The sequence below is a fragment of the Lysinibacillus sp. FSL L8-0126 genome (assembly GCF_038630385.1).
GTDB lineage: Bacteria > Bacillota > Bacilli > Bacillales_A > Planococcaceae > Lysinibacillus > Lysinibacillus fusiformis_D.
Window position 1 is genome coordinate 3,975,803 of the sequence record NZ_CP152028.1, and the last position, 20,647, is coordinate 3,996,449.

The following is a 20,647-nucleotide window of genomic DNA, read 5'->3' on the forward strand; positions in this document are numbered from 1 at the left end:
ACCTCCTTTTACTGGCCAAAAGCAAAAACAAGGTTTGTTTCACAAACGATTTCTCCATTCACTGTGGCAACCCCACTTCCTTTACCGACTGTCCCTTTCACACGGTTGATTACTACCTCAAGCCGTAGCTGATCACCAGGCTTTACTTGTTTTTTAAAGCGACAATGATCAATGCCCGCAAGCAAGCCTAACCGCCCCTCATTCCCTGCCTTTGTCAGCATAATGACTGCACTGACTTGCGCTAACGCTTCCACAATGAGCACACCTGGCATGACAGGATAATGTGGAAAATGTCCCTGAAAGAACTCCTCATGGATTGTCACATTTTTCAATCCGACTGCACGCTTCCCCTCCTCTAATTCCAAAATACGATCTACTAAAAGAAACGGATAGCGATGTGGTAATATTCCTTGCAATTGTTGACTTGTTAACATATTGATTCCTCCACAGCATTTTTATAACCTTATTCTAACACTAAATATTAGTACTTAGTAATAAAAATGAAGTTAGTCAAAAAATGACTGTCCGACAATGACAAATAGAAAAATGGCCGTACCAAAAGAAAGAATACTAATGGTAGATCGTTTGGCTCTTTGCCACTCTCTCATACCAATGAGTAAAAATGTACAACCTAATAACATGAAAGTAACTGGTAAGAACGAAAAATCTTTTGTAATAAGACCATACATACTCGTCACCACAATTGGGATAAATATGAATAGTTGTAGACAATAGGACCATTTCATGCCGATCATCTCCTCACTAAATTATTTTCTGAATTTTTTTTCATTCCTTTTTCAATATTTCTTTATCGACAGCCCTATAGTCGCTGGAATATAATATTCCATGCATTTACCTTAGATTGATTAGTTTATTAGAATAGGAAGGTTTCGCATGTTATCTTTTATCGCAATAGTACTTTTATTATTTTTAATCCCAGGTCCTGCTGTTATTATCACGATTACACAAACATTAAAAAGTGGCAAAAAGAATGGTATTTATACCGCTTTAGGCATCGGTCTTGGAGATTTAGTTCATACGTTAGCGGCTGTTTTAGGTCTTTCTGCTATTTTGATGAAATCAGCCACAGCCTTTGAGGTAGTGAAATATATTGGGGTGGCCTACCTTGTTTATTTAGGTATTCAGATGCTCCTCACAAAACCAAAAAAAATTGAACAACCAACTGTGGAACAAAGCCCTGCTAGTACATCATTCCGCCAAGGCTTTTTAGCAGAAATTTTAAATCCCAAGACAGCTTTATTTTTCCTTGCTTTCTTACCACAATTTGTACAGCACAACGAGCAATCTGTCACAAGCCAATTGCTAACACTAGGCATCACCTTTGTTGTGATGAGTGCTTTGTATACAATACTACTAGCAATTATTACAAGCTTCATTGGTGAAAAAATCTTTACGAAAACAAGTGGTAGCTCACGTTGGCTTGAAAAAACTGTCGGCTTTGTCTATATCGGTCTCGGTGTCCGTTTAGCACTACAGACACAAAGTAGATAATCTGGAGAGGAACACAAAAGAGTGTTCTTCTTTTTTTTGCAGGAAAATGGAGAATTTTAGCCAATACATACTAAAAAGGAGGGGTGAACTTGAATGAACGTCAAGAAAATTTATTTCAGCAGTTAGCACATTACCGTAGCGAGTTACTCCATTTGCTAGAGCATGTGTCAGAAGAAAAGGCAAATATCATTCCAGCTGGTTTTCATAATAATATTCGCTGGAATATGGGCCATCTTTATCTCGATCAATATTTATGGCTAGAGGCGTTAACAAAAGAAAAGGATACAGCATTAGTAGCTCTCATGAAATGGTTTAGCTTTGGTACGTCGCCTAAGCATTTTGACGAAAAAACGCCCACATTCGAGGAGTTAAAAAAGTACTTGGCTCAGCAGCCTTCACAGATAAAGGAACGATACGGTCATCGATTGGCTGAGAAATTCCCACCTATCGACATGGGTATGCAGACCATTGAACAAGTACTCCTACGTACCATCTTTCATGAAGGTATGCATTTACAAGCAATTGTCACCATTCATCGATGCCTAAACGAAGTAACAGACCGAGTTTAATACAGGGTCTGTTGCTTATTTGTTTATTGATAATTTTCGAGATACTTTCCTTTTTAAAAAATTTCTTTCGGACTTAAGGCAGTCCACTCCTCTATCGATACATTGGGATGCAAATCGAGAAAAGATTTAACCATTTTATAGCCTTCGCTGTAGCCATAACTAAAGGGTAGACCATTTCCACCTCTAATTATTTCTAGGGCACGAATCAAGTTATGCTTTTCCAAATCCGCTGCAACATCAGACCAATAAACTTTGTTGTAATCCAAATCTATTCGCGTAAAATTTAAATCAGGATAAACTAATTTTTCAAACATCACTGCCCTTCCTTCAAATATGAGATGATCTAGCACTGTCCCCTCATTACGCGGGCGTTTTTCAGTTGCAACACTATGATGATATTCATGGGCAATTACAGCCCTAATAAATTCATTTGTATAATATTTATTATAGAGGGCTGTTATTTTACCTGCACCAATCGTTACCATATTCGCGTTTACATCTGTGGCTGGAAAAACACATACCGTCATTTCATTTTTAGTGGGAAGGAGTTCAGAAGATTTGAACAGACCTTCCTTAATACTCTTTTCTGTTGCTTCCCTATCAATTTTTTCGCTTAATAATTGATTTTCTTTCAATTGTTTGGTCGTGATATTTAACACCGTCTCAGCCATGTTTATATATTCACCATTCTCAAAACATGCACTATAAACGGGATCAATGACCTCTTCTCGATAGATGTCCAATGGTGAACGATCTGGATTACTTTCTACCTTTTCCGTATAGTTTTGAAAAAGCTCAAAAGCATGAACTATTTTAAATGGTTGCTTCGTTTCTGGATGTTCGAATGAAACCGTGATACTTTCAATATCTGGTTTTTTATGGGAAGGCTTTTCTGTTTGTGCACAGGCACTAAACACGAAGCATAGCATCATTAATACGACAAAACCCTTTACATAATGCATCCTTTTCATCCGTCCTTTTCATCAATAAATAATTTACCCATGCTAACATTCATGAACAATATGCCTTGACGCCTCGACGGTTTGTCTTTGAATGATTTGGTATCCTTTTCGTTCAAAGAAGGGTCTCGCTGTAAGACTAGCATCTGTGTAGATATGGGTAAGACCAAGCTTTTTTGCGTCCGCTTCTAGTAAATCTACTAAGGCTGCTGCAATCCCCTGTCTTTGAAAATCCTTATGGACATAAAAGTATGTACGGTTTCGTTAAATAATTGCAGAATTTCTTCTAAATCGTCATGATAGTTTGTAAAATCAAGCATCTATACACCCCTTTTCTCCCAATCTATTATACCAATGATATGATATTTATGTAAAATTATAGAAATCTTGTAGATCAAAATAATCTATAAGCTTCTCTTCGTTTTACTGTTTCGGTGTATTGGCTGTCAGTGGATTCGCATTGGCAACTAGTTGTACAGGCGTCGTCGTTTGTTGAAAGCTATCCTTCTGTCCTTGATTTGATTTCCCATAGCCTTTCATGGCAGCAAACAGTGCTGCACCAACAATACCCCAGGTCAATAATTTCATTTAAAAACCTCCCTTCACCGTTAGTATTCGAGAACAATTACGGAATATAGCTGTAAAAAATTAGCGACCAATAGCCAATAACTATGGTAAAATATTGAAGATGCTAAAAACTCGAATATAGGAGGTTGACTACCATGAAAAAAGTCTTCACTGGACTATTGTTAACATCTATGTTTTTTGTGGCTTTTCCGGCTGATGCTGCCACTACACAAATTAAAATAGATGACGTAATAGTAAAATCTGATACAGCACCTGAGCAAAGAAGCAATCGAATCATGGTGCCATTGCGTGTGATCAGTGAAAATCTAGGTGCGCAAGTGCATTGGAAGGATTCACAAATTACCCTTGCCATGAATAAAACATTGATTGTATTAAATCTCAACAACAAGACTGTCATGAAAAATGACAAAACAGAGCAATTGGATGTACAGCCATACATGAAAAATAATCGTACCTATGTACCGATTCGCTTTATTGCGGAAACATTTGGCAGTCAGGTCCAATACAATCAAGGTACAGTCAGTATCACTTCTGAACCACTACTACTTGACAATAAAAAAATAAAAGCCCTCCGCTATGAATATCAAATGACAATGGGTGGTGTTATTCAAGACATTAAAGGCAATGCTTATCATAAAGCGCTTTATCAAGTTTTCCAGCAAAAAGGAAACAAAGTAGAGGCACCTAAAGAATATTCATGGCAAATTAATTTAGACATACCTGGTTCCTATTCTAAACGTGGGCAATATCGTTTTATGAGCGATGATACGAACACAGTCAAACAATTTGATATTTATTCATTAAATACTGCATTCCCTGATGAACTATTACAAGGTCATCCCCATCATCTACTGCATGATGTGTTTGAAGATAGCTGGTATATTTTCACAGATCAAGCAGTTCAATCTATAAAACAGCTTATAAACAATGCTGCCACTAATGGCTTTAGTACCATTATTAGTAATACAGTAGCATAATTTTTTGTAAGCGATGTTCAACATATTCTGCATGAAAATGGACAAAATATTCATATCAACATCGAATATATGGAGGTTTGCCTCATGCAGAAGCTACTGTTATTAAGTTGCGTGCTATTTTCCCTCTTAGCTGCCTGTTCTGCGGAAGAAGCTCCGCCTAGCGAAGAAGCGGAAGCTAAAGAACAAACCGTCAATGCGCAGCCACAAGAAAACCTGAATACTTTGGGATATGACCAACTCCCAGCAAAGGATGAATAACGAGAAAAGTAGAGAGCATCCAAACACGCTTCTATAAAATTCTATCGTTGTCTAACCTGAAAAAGTATGCCACAAGTATCGTAGAAAACCTTTAATAGGTCATCCTGAAAACTAAAAAAACAGCAAGTTTGAGCCTAAAACTCACACTTGCTGTTTTCTTCTATAGGTAACACAGTAGAATATTTAATTTCCCTCAAGGATAAGTTCGTTTGAATTCTAGAAACCCCTAGCTTATTTAATTTGCGGATGAATTGATCTAATTCTTTGCGATCTCGAATGACAACCTTTAACAAATAATCATATGCACCTGTTAAACAATGACATTCCATGATTTCGGTCATCGTTTTTAAGCTGTCCTCCAATTCCTCGATTTCCTTCGCTTGGTGAATATTAGTGCTCATAAAGACATAGCACAGTAAATCAAATCCTAGCTTTTCTTGATTTAAAATAGCCACTTGCTGATCGATATATCCTTCTGTTTCAAGGCGTTTGACCCTTGTATGAGTTGCTGGCGGAGACAAGTTTACTCGTCTAGCCAATTCTGCATTACTGAGTTGCACCTCTCTCTGCAAAATCGCTAAAATTTGAAGATCCACACTGTCTAATGCTTTATTTTTAATCTCCTCCATTGTTATCTCTCCTTTTGATTGTTATTCGGCAAGTACATATTAGACTCTATTTCAGAATATTCTTCTGAAATTTATTAAATTTATTTTAATTATTTCAAATTAGTACAATTATACAAAATATTATACAGCTAAAACCTCAATAATGCTATGATTCTTAATATACATAAAATCATAGGAGGGTTACATACCTTGGTCAAATTTTATATGGGCTTAATGCTCGTCACAAGCTTACTTTGGGGAGGCAATTTTGTTGTGGCCAAGACGCTTGTGGCGCATGCCTCTCCGATGACTTTAACGATGGCAAGATGGTTCATCGCGGTGATTGTCCTTATCCCATTAGTCTGGTGGAAAGAAAAGAAGCTAGTCCCTGCAAAAGCAGCTCTTGTGCCGTTATTGTTCATGGGTATTACAGGTGTCGCCTTGTTTAATATTTTTCAATTTTTAGCGTTGGAGCGAACAACATCCACGAATGCAGGCCTTATTTCAACGATGAATACGATGTCCATAGCCCTTTTTTCATTTGCTTTTCTCAAAGAAAAAATAAATGGCTTGCAGCTTTTGGCTATGACTCTTTCTTTCATGGGGGTGGTTCTCGTCCTTTCGAAAGGAGATTTGCAGCAGTTACTGGATTTTCAATTGAATACAGGGGATTTATGGATGGTAGCTGCGGTTTGTGTCTGGGGACTTTACTCGGTTTGTAGTAAGTGGGCTATGAAAACAACCTCTCCATTAATGGCTACATTGTATGCGGGAGTGTTTGGTATTCTTACTCTTGTCCCGTTCACCAGTACGGAATTCACCTTCTCTAATATCAATCCGTCTTTCATCCTTTCTCTTCTGTATACAGGGATTATCTCTACTGTCGTTTGTATGGTCTTTTGGAATATAGGCGTACAGCAATTAGGAGCCACAACCTCTGGCATTTTCCTAAACTTCAATCCAATTTTCACTGCCCTGCTCGCGTTCTTCTTTATCGGTGAAAAGCTGAGTTGGCTTCAAGGCATTGGAGGACTGATCGTTATTATAGGCTGTTATTTATTTACGCACTTTAAAACCAAAATGCCACAGAATCAAGTTTGTCATTAACATAAGATGCCTTCCCCCTCTCAGTATTCGCTGTGGGAGAAGGCATCTAATTGATTAGTTGTTTTCTTTGGTAATACAACAAATGAAACAGCAGTTCCTTCATGCAGCTTGCTTGTTATGTGTAAGCCTTGACCGTAATGCTGTTGCAGACGTCTATGGGTATTCGATAAGCCAATACTTCTGGATGGACGTTTGTTCGGCTGTAGTAGCTTCGCCAATTGCTCTTCGTCCATACCAACGCCATCATCTGAGACACTAATTTCGATATGAGTACCACAATTAATGATACGAATGTGAACGGTTCCCCCTTCAACACGCTTTAAAATACCATGCTTTAATGCATTTTCAACTAGCGGTTGAATGGTTAGCGATGGAATCCATACATTCGTCGCTGTATCTAAGTCCCATACGACGCGAATACGTTCACCAAAACGTTCCTGCTGAATATAGAGGTAGGCTTGAATTAACCGAAGTTCATTTTCTAATGGAACAAGCGCTTCTACGTTTTGAAAATTATAGGATTCTCTTAAAAAATCACTTAATGCCTCTACTAATTTAGCTGTCCGCTCACTGTCCAATTCACTTAACGTTAAGATAGCATTTAATGTATTAAAGAGAAAATGGGGCTCGATTTGTGCCTGAAGCCACGCTGCCTCCATACGATGTCGTTCTTGAATAGATCGCTTCACCTTTGTTAATGCCTCAACGCGAGATCGAAGCTCTAAGGCATCAACAGGCTTGACGACATAATCATTGGCCCCCGCTGAAAAGCCATTTTCAATATCATGTGGCTGACTACGTGCAGTTAGTAATAGTACGGGTAAATCCGTCATGAAGAATTGCTTACGGATGATTCGTACTAATTCATAGCCATTCATTTTCGGCATCATTACGTCTGAAATCACTAAATCCCATTCCTGGGACCGTATATATTCAAGTGCCTGCAAACCACTTGTCACCGTGACGACATCATACTGCTCATTCGCCAAGAGGGTTGCCACCACTCTTAAATTGATGGGCTCATCATCCACTACTAAAATTCGTGGTTGATTCCACGCATCTCCTACATCGTTCATTCCATCTTGCTGTACCTCAGGGCTTTCCTGTTTTTGATGAGCCTGCTGTGCAAGCGTTACCTTTTGAGCTTCCGCTTCGTCAGATAGTGGTAATGTGAAGGTAAAGGTGGTGCCTTGTCCCACCACTGATTGTACGTCCAATGTTCCCCTTTGTAGTTCAACCAGTCGCTTACAAATACTAAGCCCTAGCCCAAATCCGCCCTCTACTATCGTCTTACTGACAGTACCTTGCTCATATGGCTCAAATAATCGCTGCATGGTTTCCTCATCTATGCCAATGCCCGTATCTGCCACCACAATCTTCGCCATGCTAGCCTCGGTATAGCCCGAAATCGTAATAGTACCTTCATTAGTAAATTTCATGGCATTATGTACCAAATTAAAAATAATTTGGATTACCCGATTTTCATCTGCCAGTACTTTTTGAAAGTCTGCTGGAATTTGCTGAACAAACTGAACCGGCTTTCCTTCAATCATAAAACGTAGCATATCGAAGACGCCAGCCACGATGGTATGAATGGAAACCGGGGTCAGATGCAATTTTTGTGTATTATCCTTTAGGCTCATCACATCAAGTAAATCGTTCAATAAATGCGACATTCGTTGCCCAACAGACAGCACCGTTTCTAAATCATGGACGCTTTTATGACTAAGTGCATGGGACTCACGCTCTAAAACAGCCTTGGACATATTGATAATACTATGAAGCGGATTGCGTAATTCATGGGAGGTGCTTGCCAGAAATTCATCCTTTAGTTTATCTGTCTCTTGCAATTTTTGGGCAAGGTCTTTTGTATCCGCATGCACTTTTGCGTAATCTTTAAACCACAATGTCGCTAAACAAGCAATGGTCATTATCAAATCAAAGGGATATGAAATCACCTTGATTCCTGAAATCAGTAGCAAAATATCCCAAAGAATACTATTGATAAATGCAAGGATTGCTAAAAGTAGAAAAACATGCTGACGGATATCTTTGAGCGCCTTTCCTAGCATCATCATCATGGTGATCACAATGGGAACGCCTAAAATGACAATATAAACACTTTGTATCGACACTACATATCGTGTTGGTAGTACAATAGCCAACACAGCTGCACAGGCACATACAAGGGCAAATCCCTGCTGATAACGGTGAAAATGGCGCGGTAGCCATGGATCGATACATTGTAGCAGGGAATAGCCAATGCCAATCATCGAAAGGTGAACCAATATAAACCCCCAATCATAATTGATTGGAAACCAAAATGAGAGAAGCTTATCGTCACTCCCTAATAGATAATAAAACATGATACTGACGGTTAAGAGTGAAAAGAACAGTAAAGGTCTTTCCTTATTTCCAACTAAATATAGGATGATCGAGTAAAGGGCATGTAAAAGTAAAACGACTGCCACTAATAGCTGCATGGTAATAGACAATTGTGTTTCGCGATAGATAACATCTTCATATCCAAATTTTATAGACCGCACAATTCCCCCATTACGAGGATCTTGAAAGTTAGCCACTTGCACAACAATGTCGATTTCACTTTGGCCCTTTGTGTCAAAAGAAGCTGTAAATGGAACATTTTTGGCCATCGTTTGCGCTCGATTTTCACCTAGCTCACCAGCCTTCGCAACTAAACGATCATTTACATATATTTCTGCTGCACTACGAATGCTAGGCACCCTTATGCTAAATGTTTTTGTTTCTTCTGGATTAACCTGTATTTTCAAATGATAGGAGCCATAGCCATATGGCGTCAGCTTACCTTCTTGAAAAATTTGATCCCAACCATCTGGAACCTGTATGTACGTGGGGGGGAAAGGTGGTTGATTACTATCCATCAACCAGTGAGAGGAATAAAATGCCCATTCACCATCCAGTGTCAAAGCATTCTGTTGAAAATCAAAATCCCGTACATCGATTTGCCCTTTTTCTGCGTAGGGTTGGTCTGGCTGAGTAAATAAATGCAACCACAATATGCGTGTGCTCGTTAACAAAATAAAAAATAAGAGAATAATGATCGCTATTTTTTTCTTTTTCATAAGTGAATCTCGTCAAAGGGCAACATAGTATTTCTCCTTTGCGAACGCCACCTCCTAGGTCTTGATCGAGTAATGATCTTACAACCTTCCAATTCTACCAAGCACATCTCTACAAATTCTGAACAAATTCTTAATATAGTCCTAATCGAACAACAGGCTCTGATTTGGTTGAGCCATTTCGCCAAAACATTTCATATACTTCCACAACCCTTTCTATCCAATGCCTGTAAGTAAAGTCGGGTTTTTAGAACTTTTTGCCATAAAAAAAGCAGCCCCTCCGATAAGGAATGAACTGCACCCCAATTGTTAGACACAGCATTTAACAATTGGAGGTGTAGTTTTTTTATGACTAAATTTACGAGCGAGATAAAGTTAAAGATTATTCAAGGCTTTAATTCAAAGATTTTTTCTCAACAAGAGTATGCAAAACAGATGGGAGTAACAAGAGCACAATTTCAATATTGGTTAAAGTTATATGAATTACATGGAGATGAAGGGTTTAGGAATACCTATACAAATTATTCTGTACCATTTAAACTAGACGTATTAAATTACATGGTTCAATCTGGTGCGTCATTAATGGATACCGCAGCTCTTTTTAAAATCTCAAGTTATACAATAGTGTATACTTGGCAAAAACAAATGGAGGTTGGCGGTTTAGATGCCCTTGAATCAAGACAAAAGGGGCGTCCATCGATGAAAAAACAATCGACGAAACAATCCTGGCTGAAGGATCTGTCGAGGCACTAGAAGCACGTATTAAACAACTTGAAATGGAAAACGAGTATTTAAAAAAGTTGAATGCCTTAGTTCAAAACAAGGAAAAATCATGAAACAAGACAAAGCAAAAGTAGTCTTTGAGTTAAGGCATAAATATTCGGTGAAGGCGCTTGTGAAACTCGCTGGTATTCCACGTAGCACGTATTATGATTTAGTAAAGAAAATGAACCGAATAGATCCAGATGCCGATTTAAAAGTAGAAATCAATTCAATTTACGATGAACATGAAGGACGTTATGGCTATCGTCGTATTCGTGATGAGCTAGCTAATCGTGGTAAGAACGTAAATCACAAGAAGATCCAACGCATCATGAAAGAACTTGGATTAAAGTGCCTTGTGCGTATGAAAAAATATAAATCCTATAAAGGAACAGTCGGTAAAATTGCGCCTAATCATTTAGACCGCCAATTTACAGCGGACCCACCGAATGAAAAATGGGTAACCGATATTACGGAGTTTAAATTATTCGGCGAAAAATTATATTTATCACCTGTTTTAGATTTATTTAATGGTGAAATTATTACGTACACAATTGGCTCTAGACCAACTTATTCACTTGTTTCAGAGATGTTAGATAAAGCTTTAGAGCGTCTACCAGAAGACCATCAGCTTCTCATGTATTCAGATCAAGGCTGGCACTATCAAATGAAGCAATATTGTCATGCGTTTCAATCAAGGGGTATTCTCCAAAGTATGTCTCGTAAAGAAAACTGTTACGACAACTCTGTAATGGAGAATTTCTTCGGGATTATGAAGTCTGAGTTTTTATACTTCAAAAAACTTGAAAGTGTAGACCATTTTAAAACTGAATTAGAAAAGTATATAACGTATTACAATACAAAAAGGATTAAGGCAAAATTAAAAGGCATGAGTCCGATACAATATCGAACCCATGCCCTAACCGCTGCCTAATGAAATAACCGTGTCTAACTTTTAGGGGTCACTTCACTCATAGGCTGCTTATTTTTAAATGATATAAATACGCTACATTTTAGTAGACCACGAAATTTTATTATTTTTTATACTTAAGCTGTGCATCTCTCATAATGGCTAGATCAGAATTATCACTATCTACAGTATTTAAAGAGTTAAGAGAAGAGTTAGATCCAAACATTGGCACTTTACCAGTAGTTACACCTCTAGGGGCATACATACCATCATCTACTGGAACCAAAAATAGTAAATATTCTTTATCAAACTCCATGTTCTCATAATCATTCACAGTATACATAGCATTTGTTTCTTTATCATAAAAAGCCATTTCTGACACAGTAATTTGAGAATTTGTTTTTATATCTTCTTTATTATCGTTATTTTTATAAACTTCTGAAATTAAAAAACTTGATTTAGTATATCCACCAATTACATCGTTATTAATGTCTGATCTAAAAACTTCAGTATCATTTTCTTTTGTTTTTGTACCAAGAACAATTACAGGTGATGCTTCTTCCATCTCTTCTAAATTATCAAAACCTAGAGTTTTACCTTCAAAATTAATAGTCTCTATTTTTTTATTATCTTTAATGCTTATAAAGAATATTAAACAAAGACACACTAAAAAAAAGCTAAACACTTGAAACTTTCTATTTTTCATACTACCTGCCCCTTTGTCGACAATTTTTGTGTGAGTAATAGCCTTATGTAATTAATACAAAGCTTTTATACCATCAATGTCGTCTTGTAACGGCCAGTCTTTATCATTAAAACCCTTTGTCCTCATAACAGATATGGAATTATTCTTTGTTTGAGTGTGATCAAGACCTAAAGCATGCCCTACTTCATGAACTGCAGTTTCCCTTCTACGAGTTTGATCTAATCCCTTCCATGATTTATACATTGTTATGTTTGATAAAGTAGAGGAACCATTACGATGAGTAGCATATGCATCACCATAATTACTATTTACATAATCAACATTAACATTTCCACTAACCGAGACCTCTTTAGTAAACTTAACTTTATTAGTTGAATGCCACGCAGTAAATCCTCTTAGAATATCTTGCTTATAACCCATATCAATTAGCTCTTGACTAATATTGTAATACAAATCTAAATTATCCTTCTTTTTAAATCCTAGTAATTGATAAGCATCAGCTGTAATTGGTAGAGATACAACACAAAGTAATAGCATAATTAAAAAGCCTTTAAATTTCCACTTCATTTTACCAACTCCCCTTTATTTTTACATTCATGGAACTAACACACATAAATTATAAACATAATAAAATACAATATAAAGGGTAATTTGGTATCATTTTACTTTTATACTGAAGATATAAGAAGAACTCCCTTTGTCCCATCTTCCAGAGATAATATATATATACTTGCCTTTTTCGTTCGGTACAGAAATACTATTATCTTCCACTATTACTTTTTCGCTTTCATCGTTATTCATCCATTTCTCAACTTCTACTTTTTCAGGTTGTTTCTTAAAATTGATTTTTATTTTACTTTGAGGGGATACTGAAAAAGGGACAATTTTATTATTATCAAGAATTTCTGGTGGTGAAATTTTATCAACACATTCAGTGCCAGTTATTTTTTTCCAACAATAAGAACCTTGTACTATTGTTATCTTATTATTTCCTGACAATACAATTGGCTTAGGGGGACCAGCATTAAGTAACATGATAATCAACACAAATACGATAATAAATAAAGTAATTATACTTATCTTTATGCCTTTCATATAAACCCTCCAAACTAGTATTCTGAAATTAAGAAAAAGTCTTATATTCCGTTTATCAACTTATTTTACCATATAATTATTTTTTTGTAATTTAAATGCATATGAAGAAGCAAGGAGCCGACTGAACGAGATAAGGTTTGTGATTTGGTAATTTAGTTATTTCTGCTTCATGGATATTCATACTATGGAAAAATGTTGATATGAACGGGCTTATTGAGTCTTTTAATGACCTAAAGGAAAATGATGAAAAGATTATTGGTAGATTAAGTACTGCTGCTACAGTTTTAGCTGTTGGGGTAGCAATTCTGAATAATGTTAGAACTAGAATTGTAAACGAAAATTAGAAAAAAAGATTTTAGACGCCACATTCTCGGTATAGAAGAAGATTAAGGGGAATTTTTCTAAGTGTCGTATATCGTGATCAGTACATACGGTCCAAAGCTGGATTACTTAAGAATGACAAGATTTTCAAGAATACGGATTTGGGATTAAATTTATCTTACAGGTGTATCACTTAGGTGATACTGAAAATGCATAATAAAGTTGTTTAATTTCGTTTAAATGCAATAACCACCTCCCTAAATTCCCTCGATAATTCCACAGAAATTTTATCGAACGAACATTCAAAACTAGTAAATCGCTTAGAAGCGGCTTTTAATACTAACTTCAACACATCTGAAAATTTTCAAGCTGCTGAATCACAAATACGTGATACTGATATGGCTAAAGAAATGATGCTCTTCATTAAAAATAATATCATAACAAAAGCATCATAATTGTTATTAACTCAAGCAAATCAAGTTCCAAATAATATTTTATAATTGTTGAGGTAGAATGTAAGGATTTTTTTACATTCAATTGATAATTACACTAAATGTTGAACTACATATTCTAATCTAACCAAGTATTACCTCAGTCAGGAATTTGTAATTTTGAACTCCCCTTTTAACACCTCACATAAAACTATAGTAAAAATGGAATAGAATAAGTTTTTAAGAAAAATTGTGCATAATAAAAAGCAGCTACTCCGATAAGGAATAGCCGACTTTTTATTTGAAGCTTTAAAGGTATAAGAGCAGTTAAATCAAACCTACACAAGATATTACATGCTTTGAGGTGGAATGATGCCTGTTACAAGTAAAATAAAGAACACCAAACCAATGAGGAAAAATATGAACGAGGCTTTAAACATGGGACCAAGTTTTACCTGGAATCGTTCTCGCTCATGAATGATTCCTGTTTGTGCACTGACCTGAGATGCATAAAGCCTAGACATGGCTCCACCACTGCTGGAAAAATAGAATGTGCCTAACATAAAGGCAACACCAGTGAAAAACATCACTTCTATAAATCGAACAGAGAACATTGTGGCAATCCAATAGGTTAACGCTATCTCCACAATCCAGGCAATAACCATCATAATAAAGTGTTTCCAACGCATTTTTAAGAGCTCCCTTCCTTATTCTTTTACTAGTTTTACGCATGTCTATTGGGAAAAGTTTCATTTTTCTAAATATATTGTCAATAAGAGATTAAGAAATCCCTTTTTTAAGAACATAAACTATAAAACGGTGTTATTTCCAGCACACAAAAAGACCAGAAACTCTCGAAAAATAGAGTCCTGGTCTTTTTGTGAAAAGTGAAACTTACTAGTTTGCTTTAGTTTTTGTATTCTACTATTACAGTAGTCGTGTCAGCTTTGCAAAGGTTACAGGTTTTTGAAGGAATTTTGAAAAAAATTAACCCTTCACGTTTATCATACTTCTGTTATTCTTTGAACCGTTTAAAGTTAAACTCCTTCAAAAATACGATACCGCAAAAAACAAGCAAAGTAGCAATAATCGTTTTCTTGTATAGAGAAGCAACATCCCTACATAAAGTACGAATTTGCTGCTTAACGCTTCTTGCGTAAACTCGTGAACAATAGATAAATAACGATGAACAGGGCGAGGATTCCTAATGCTTTATAAAGATATAAGGCAATGTTTGCTTTACGTTGATACGTATATTCTCCATCATTCACCGCTTTAAGGTATGCTCCTTTGTCAACTTGTACCGCGATGGCGACCTTTGTATCGGTTCCCTTTATCGCAAAGTACTTGGTTCCTTTTGGATATGCATTTGAAAAATTGCCTCCATGTTGCTCCATATCTGAATACTTCGTTACCTTTCCTATTTCATTCTCAACTGCGTGCACTTTCTCCTCCGTTACCTCATATATATAACCATCCCAAACTACGAAAGGATAGACCCAAGTTGTTGCGACAGTGTTCACAGGTATTATTACGAGACATACTATACAAAACAAAAACATCCGCAGATAGCCCTTCATCACATCACCCTTTCCATCATCTTACATATTAGACTTAGCCTAGCAGAAAAAGTTACACTGCCATTTCTATTGACTTCTGTTTAGGTGAATGCTAAATTTACTAAAGTAGTAATTTACTAAATTACTAAATTCAAATAACAAGGAGTGCTTAACAATGAAAATTCCAACACATTTAAAACATAAACCTGTAATCGTTGCTGAAAACTATGCCAATATCGATGGGCGTACAGCTTATCAAACTGATACACAAGGACTTTCACTTGGGTTGGCACAATGGAATGATCGAGGAAAGGTTGATATTTCTGCGAAGGTTTGGCGACATACAGGTGGCAAATGGTCACGTCAGTCGGAAGAACTACCCCTCCATCGTGTGCTTGACCTCGCTATTCTAGTATGTGAGACACAACTTTATTTTAAGGATGCATACCGCTACGAGCACTTATATGATGAAGCAAACCCTGTTATTAATCGAGTAGGCTTACAAGGTGATGCTATGACTGTGGAAGTATGCACAGAAAATGAACAAATTAAAGAGGATATTCAGCTTTTTCAGCAAGCATTAAATAATGATGGTGAGCTAATCGGTGAACGCCTTCGCACACTATCACGAATCTTAAAAGAAATGGGTTATTAAAACTCAAGAGGATTTTAACGATGAATGAACAAATGCTACAGGATGATAAAAAACTACGAAAGGCCTTTTTTAATTTCTTAATCCCGGTGATGCTAGCGAATGTACTGCAATCTGTTGGCCAAGTATTTGCGATGTTTATCGTCGGGCGCAATTTAGGTGTCGATGCACTCGCTGCCATTTCCGCATTTTTCCCGTTTTTCTTCTTTTTAATGGCCTTCGCGATTGGCATAGGTTCGGGAAGCTCTATTTTAGTTGGGCAAACGTTTGGGGCTGGTCATCATGAAAAGATGAAAGAGGTAGTTGGGGTAACCCTTGCCTTTACTACGATTTTATCGATTATCGTGGCGCTCTTTGGCGGCTTTTTCATTGAATGGATTTTACGCTTTATGCAAACACCAGCAAATATTTTAGACATGAGTATTAGCTATGCACAAATTTTATTTTTCACATTACCCATTATGTTTTGGTATTTAGTGTATACAACCTTTATGCGCGGCGTCGGTGATTCGAAAACACCCTTTCTCTTTTTAGTAATTAGTGTGGTGTTAAATATTGCCTTCCTCCCACCGCTGGTATTCGGCTGGTTCGGATTACCCGCGTTTGGTTTAAATGGTGCTGCCTATGCTTCTGTGTTATCAAACTTAGTGACCATGATTTTATTATTAGCTTATTTGCATAAAACAAAGCATTTACTACGTTTTGATAAATCCATCTTACAGCATTTTAAATTAAAGAAAGATATTTTAACATCATTATTAAAACTAGCGATTCCATCAAGTATTAGTATGGTTGCCATCTCAGTTGCAGAAATTGCCGTTATTGGTTTTGTCAATGCCTATGGATCTGACGCCACTGCTGCTTATGGCGTTGTCAATCAGGTAGCTAGCTATGCACAAGTGCCTGCGATGAGTATTGCTATTGCTACATCCGTTTTCGTAGCACAGGCTTTAGGAGCGAATTCTACAGAAATGATTAAAAAAATTCGTCAAATGGGTGTGCGTATTAACTATCTTTTAGGTGGCGCAATCATTCTCATCATGTATCTGTTTGCAGAGCCAATTTTGGCTTTCTTTATCGATTCACATGATACTGTGCTCATTGCCAAAAATTATTTATATATCGCCTTTTGGAGCTATTTAATATTTGGACATACGCAAACCGTTTCCGCTACGATGCGTGCCACTGGTGTCGTACTATGGCCGACCATCTTCTTAGTCATAACGATTTGGGTCGTGCAAGTGCCATTAGCGTACTTCTTGTCCCACCATACGTCACTCGCATTAAACGGTGTTTGGTTAGCCTATCCAATTACCTTCTGCGTCCATTTCATTATGCAATATGCCTACTTCAAGCTAGGCTGGCAAAAGCGAACATTAAAAGCGATGCTTAGCGAATAAATGACACGGGACATGCAACAAATGCATGTCCTTTTTGTATCCAACAAAATAACCAGGCACTCAGAAATTGAGCCCTGGTCATTTTGTGAAAAGTGAATGTTACTATTTTGCTTTAGTTTTTTGTATTCTACTAATAGAGTAGTCGTATAGCATTGCGAAAAGTTACAACCAATTTAAAATTTTTTTAGTTCTTTCCTGCAAATAGTGCAAACCATCGTCAGTTGATAAAAATTGACAAACACCAAAAAGGCGTTGGTATTTATGAATAGGATGCAAATAACAATCCTTTTGTAAACTTTCATTCATCTCTCTTATCTAAGCGGCTTTTAAATGCTTAATCTTCCATTCAACACGAGAACCGCTGAACCCGCTATCGCTACTGTTTCGCGTTGGGGTGTTACGTATAAAATACCGCCCCGTTTGGAAAGTTGCTTGCTTACTAGCTGGTTTTTCAATAGTTTTTCACACCAGTATGGCCCAAGTGCGCCATGACTAGACCCATTAACATGATCTTCGTCAATTCCTTGTGCTGGAGAAAAAAAGCGGGATACTATATCAATGCCCTCTTCCCTCGACTTACTGGTCACACATATCCCCCTAACAGGAAATTGTTCCATCGCAGAAAAATCTGGCTCGAAATGTGCAATAAGGTCTTCATTGCTTAGTTCCACGATATAATCCAATTCGGTACTCCCTACATAGATCGGTTTACTTCCTAACCAGTCTTCCAATGCTAGAGGACACACTATTTCATCAATTGGATACGTTTTGATGGCAATTTCCACTCGCTCCTGTTGCCATCTTGCCTGCAAAGGGCCATTTGTTGATTGAAATGTGATGGTCTGATGCTTAGGCACGATCCCCTGCTGCCAAAGCAAAAAAGCACTAGCAAGGGTGCCATGACCACAAATCGGGATTTCTGTCTCTGGGGTAAACCATCTTATCGAAAAATCAAGCTGTTTGTTTTCAATAAAGACTGTTGTCGGGACAGGTACCTCCTGTGCAATTTTTTGCATCGTCTCTTCAGAAACATCTGCATCTACAAGACATATTGCTGCTGGATTCCCTTTATATAGCTCTGTTGTAAAGGTATTTATTATAGAATAGGAAATAGTCGTCATCTTATTCACCTCTTCTCTCATCATAACGCAAACAAGCAAGTGCTGAATAGACACACTCAAACAAATAATCATTTTATAAAATAACCACCTTTTGTCTAAGCTAACATTATAAAATACAATGGTAGAGCTTTTGAGTGGAGAAACGATGAAACCATATTTCAAAATTTTAATGATTATTGGATTGACGACCTTACTCGCTGGATGCTGGGATATTACTGAACCACAGAGAATGTACTATATTAATGCAGTAGGTGTAGACTATGAAAACGATGAATATGTTGTCTATTTACAGGTGATTAATTTTGCCGATGTTGCGAAATCGATTCAGCCTAGTGCAGATGTGGCTCCTGCGGAGGTGGGTCGTGCCACTGGCAAAACAGTAGAAGAAGCGATTTACAAATTGTATCGCTCCTCCGATCAGGAAATATTTTGGGGTCATATGAGGTTTCTTCTCTTTTCAGAGCGGGCCATGGAAAATGAACATTTTATTCCAGTCATTGATACATTGATACGTTTTCGCGATACAAGGTACCAGATTTGGGTGTACTGTACAAAAAATCCGGTAGATGAAGTGCTGCTTGTCACACCCATCCTAAGAAATTCTTTGTCCTCATCAAAATTAAGTAACCCGATTAACCCAACTGAACAAGAAACCTTTGTTGAACCCAAAAATATAAGAGATATCGTCATTGGTTTAAATGAACCAAGCCATGAAGTGACCATCCCATATGTGTCCATTAAAGAAGATTGGCAAACAGATGAGGATCGAACAGAAGAAACTTATTTTTCAGGGGTTGGTGTCCTATCAAAAGATGGCTTTAAAGGATTTTTGCAAGACAATGCAGCAAGAGGCAATCAATGGATGCATAACTATACAAATCGCGGTGAGATTACCTTCCAATTAAAAACAAATGGTCAGGAAGAATTAACCGTGAGTATTGAAAAAATTCATGTCGCTGTGAAACCACATGTCAAAAAGGAAGATGTTTCATTTGAAGTCGAATTAAAAATCAATGCGACCATTAATGGCTTTAAAGGAAAAACAACGGAAAAAGAGCTGGAAAAACATATAATCACACAGGTGAAAAAGGAAATCCATGAAACCTTCAATGAAGGCTTAAAATTAGATGTTGATATCTATCGATTATCAGAGTCTCTTTATCGGGACAACGTCAAAGCATGGAAAAGGTTAGAAAAGGATGGAAAAATTCCATTAACAGAGGATTCTATCAGTAAAATTCATGTGGAAGTAGCTAAAATCAATCCAGGTCGCAAAACATTCACAGAAACTATAAAAAAAGACCGGAAGCCCTAACTTAGGGAATCTGGTCTTAAAAAAATTTTTATTTTATGAGTGAATACATATATGTATCATGTGGCATATTGTTTTGATGCATATATTTTTTTAATAATCCTTCTTGTTCGAAACCTATTTTTTGCAATAGTAGCTGAGAAGCTTCATTTTCTGTAAAAACAATAGCACCAATACGTACTAAATCCATCTCTTCAAAACCATAGGAAATGGCTCTTTTCACAGCTTCCTGAGCATAGCCCTTTCCCCAATAGTCAGGAAATAGTGCGTAGCTGATTTCTGCTCTTCGATGCTCCATTGACCACTCTTGAAAGCCAAGTGTACCAATAATGCCTTCTTGTTCTTTTAATGCAATACCCCATTTAATACCACGTTTTTCGGTAAAATTGTTTGCAAAATTTTTAATGATTTGTTGCACTTGTACTAAGCTCGTTAAGGGTTGTTGCCCATAATGGCGCAAAACTTCAGGATTCGAAAAGCAATCAAGAAGAGCTTGTGCATCAGGACTCCCTAATTCTCTTAATACTAATCGTTCAGTTTGTAATATAGGAAACATAGCATACCTCTTTAATCATGGATTTGTTAAACAAATTTTTTTCGACGAACTATTTCAATCTCTATTTCCATTTGATGACACTTAAAAGGACAAAGCTAATTATCATGTTCTTTTGCTTGCCTATTCCTACAAGCGCTCCTCAT

At 37.0% G+C, this 20,647-nt stretch carries 21 protein-coding genes and 2 pseudogenes; 9 read left to right on the forward strand and 14 right to left on the reverse strand.

The features are described 5' to 3' along the window. Positions 1-8: 8 nt before the first annotated feature. Entirely contained in the window at positions 9-434 is a 426-nt protein-coding gene (gene fabZ / locus MHI34_RS19165; protein WP_249645693.1) for a 3-hydroxyacyl-ACP dehydratase FabZ, read from the reverse strand. Positions 435-506: 72 nt separating this feature from the next. Beyond that, entirely contained in the window at positions 507-746 is a 240-nt protein-coding gene (locus MHI34_RS19170; protein ID WP_170829865.1) for a DUF3953 domain-containing protein, read from the reverse strand. Positions 747-894: 148 nt separating this feature from the next. On the opposite strand from MHI34_RS19170, the gene MHI34_RS19175 reads away from it, so the two are divergent. Further along, positions 895-1,512, forward strand: coding sequence for a LysE family translocator (locus tag MHI34_RS19175; RefSeq protein WP_036126079.1), 618 nt, complete (start codon positions 895-897; stop codon positions 1,510-1,512). A gap of 89 nt (positions 1,513-1,601) precedes the next feature. Continuing rightward, on the forward strand, positions 1,602-2,081 hold the full coding sequence (locus tag MHI34_RS19180) for a DinB family protein (protein ID WP_036126081.1): 480 nt from the start codon (positions 1,602-1,604) through the stop codon (positions 2,079-2,081). Between the two features lie 53 nt (positions 2,082-2,134). Here the strand turns inward: MHI34_RS19180 and MHI34_RS19185 are convergent, their stop codons facing one another. The 3 genes and pseudogenes from MHI34_RS19185 to MHI34_RS19195 form a co-directional block, all read right to left on the reverse strand. Then, positions 2,135-3,043 (reverse strand): DUF2268 domain-containing putative Zn-dependent protease, encoded by a 909-nt coding sequence (locus tag MHI34_RS19185; protein ID WP_342503813.1) that lies wholly within the window; start codon positions 3,041-3,043, stop codon positions 2,135-2,137. A gap of 5 nt (positions 3,044-3,048) precedes the next feature. Then, positions 3,049-3,286: pseudogene (locus MHI34_RS19190) on the reverse strand (GNAT family N-acetyltransferase); the annotation flags it as partial. 177 nt (positions 3,287-3,463) lie between these two features. Further along, the gene (locus MHI34_RS19195; protein WP_180957800.1) at positions 3,464-3,628 is read right to left on the reverse strand and encodes a hypothetical protein; all 165 of its coding nucleotides are present in this window, start codon (positions 3,626-3,628) and stop codon (positions 3,464-3,466) included. Positions 3,629-3,762: 134 nt separating this feature from the next. Between MHI34_RS19195 and MHI34_RS19200 the strand changes: the two genes are divergently transcribed. Both MHI34_RS19200 and MHI34_RS19205 read left to right on the forward strand, forming a co-directional pair. Continuing rightward, positions 3,763-4,605 (forward strand): copper amine oxidase N-terminal domain-containing protein, encoded by an 843-nt coding sequence (locus tag MHI34_RS19200; protein WP_058844448.1) that lies wholly within the window; start codon positions 3,763-3,765, stop codon positions 4,603-4,605. An 84-nt stretch (positions 4,606-4,689) separates the two neighbouring features. After that, positions 4,690-4,863, forward strand: a complete 174-nt coding sequence (locus tag MHI34_RS19205) for a hypothetical protein (protein WP_170829867.1) — start codon at positions 4,690-4,692, stop codon at positions 4,861-4,863. Positions 4,864-4,997: 134 nt separating this feature from the next. Here the strand turns inward: MHI34_RS19205 and MHI34_RS19210 are convergent, their stop codons facing one another. Continuing rightward, entirely contained in the window at positions 4,998-5,492 is a 495-nt protein-coding gene (locus MHI34_RS19210) for an Lrp/AsnC family transcriptional regulator (protein ID WP_036126093.1), read from the reverse strand. A 147-nt stretch (positions 5,493-5,639) separates the two neighbouring features. Here MHI34_RS19210 and MHI34_RS19215 point away from each other — a divergent pair, with 147 nt between their 5' ends. Then, positions 5,640-6,578 (forward strand): DMT family transporter, encoded by a 939-nt coding sequence (locus tag MHI34_RS19215; RefSeq protein ID WP_180957799.1) that lies wholly within the window; start codon positions 5,640-5,642, stop codon positions 6,576-6,578. Between the two features lie 20 nt (positions 6,579-6,598). Here MHI34_RS19215 and MHI34_RS19220 read toward each other — a convergent pair whose 3' ends face one another. Then, entirely contained in the window at positions 6,599-9,682 is a 3,084-nt protein-coding gene (locus MHI34_RS19220) for an ATP-binding protein (protein ID WP_342503814.1), read from the reverse strand. A gap of 345 nt (positions 9,683-10,027) precedes the next feature. Here MHI34_RS19220 and MHI34_RS19225 point away from each other — a divergent pair. After that, positions 10,028-11,375: pseudogene (locus MHI34_RS19225) on the forward strand (IS3 family transposase). 100 nt (positions 11,376-11,475) lie between these two features. On the opposite strand, the gene MHI34_RS19230 reads toward MHI34_RS19225, so the two are convergent. The 5 genes from MHI34_RS19230 to MHI34_RS19250 form a co-directional block, all read right to left on the reverse strand. Next, positions 11,476-12,057 carry a hypothetical protein gene (locus MHI34_RS19230; RefSeq protein WP_342503815.1) on the reverse strand — a complete coding sequence of 194 codons (582 nt, stop codon included), beginning with the start codon at positions 12,055-12,057 and terminating at the stop codon, positions 11,476-11,478. A 51-nt stretch (positions 12,058-12,108) separates the two neighbouring features. Next, a complete protein-coding gene (locus tag MHI34_RS19235; RefSeq protein WP_271913334.1) occupies positions 12,109-12,624 on the reverse strand; it encodes a matrixin family metalloprotease in 516 nt (171 codons plus the stop codon). Between the two features lie 90 nt (positions 12,625-12,714). After that, positions 12,715-13,152: a hypothetical protein gene (locus MHI34_RS19240; protein WP_036126107.1), complete on the reverse strand. Its 438-nt coding sequence runs from the start codon at positions 13,150-13,152 to the stop codon at positions 12,715-12,717. A gap of 1,102 nt (positions 13,153-14,254) precedes the next feature. Further along, a complete protein-coding gene (locus MHI34_RS19245; RefSeq protein WP_342503816.1) occupies positions 14,255-14,593 on the reverse strand; it encodes a hypothetical protein in 339 nt (112 codons plus the stop codon). 453 nt (positions 14,594-15,046) lie between these two features. Continuing rightward, positions 15,047-15,349: a hypothetical protein gene (locus MHI34_RS19250; protein WP_139149525.1), complete on the reverse strand. Its 303-nt coding sequence runs from the start codon at positions 15,347-15,349 to the stop codon at positions 15,047-15,049. 289 nt (positions 15,350-15,638) lie between these two features. Here MHI34_RS19250 and MHI34_RS19255 point away from each other — a divergent pair, with 289 nt between their 5' ends. Next, a complete protein-coding gene (locus MHI34_RS19255; RefSeq protein ID WP_058844453.1) occupies positions 15,639-16,118 on the forward strand; it encodes a DUF6530 family protein in 480 nt (159 codons plus the stop codon). A gap of 20 nt (positions 16,119-16,138) precedes the next feature. Further along, a complete protein-coding gene (locus tag MHI34_RS19260) occupies positions 16,139-17,515 on the forward strand; it encodes an MATE family efflux transporter (RefSeq protein ID WP_058844454.1) in 1,377 nt (458 codons plus the stop codon). 326 nt (positions 17,516-17,841) lie between these two features. On the opposite strand, the gene MHI34_RS19265 is transcribed toward MHI34_RS19260, so the two are convergent. Next, positions 17,842-18,636: a PhzF family phenazine biosynthesis protein gene (locus MHI34_RS19265; protein WP_058844455.1), complete on the reverse strand. Its 795-nt coding sequence runs from the start codon at positions 18,634-18,636 to the stop codon at positions 17,842-17,844. Between the two features lie 145 nt (positions 18,637-18,781). Here MHI34_RS19265 and MHI34_RS19270 point away from each other — a divergent pair, with 145 nt between their 5' ends. Then, positions 18,782-19,951, forward strand: coding sequence for a Ger(x)C family spore germination protein (locus tag MHI34_RS19270; protein WP_340834195.1), 1,170 nt, complete (start codon positions 18,782-18,784; stop codon positions 19,949-19,951). A 28-nt stretch (positions 19,952-19,979) separates the two neighbouring features. On the opposite strand, the gene MHI34_RS19275 is transcribed toward MHI34_RS19270, so the two are convergent. Next, positions 19,980-20,504, reverse strand: coding sequence for a GNAT family N-acetyltransferase (locus MHI34_RS19275; protein WP_036126121.1), 525 nt, complete (start codon positions 20,502-20,504; stop codon positions 19,980-19,982). Between the last annotated feature and the right edge of the window lie 143 nt (positions 20,505-20,647).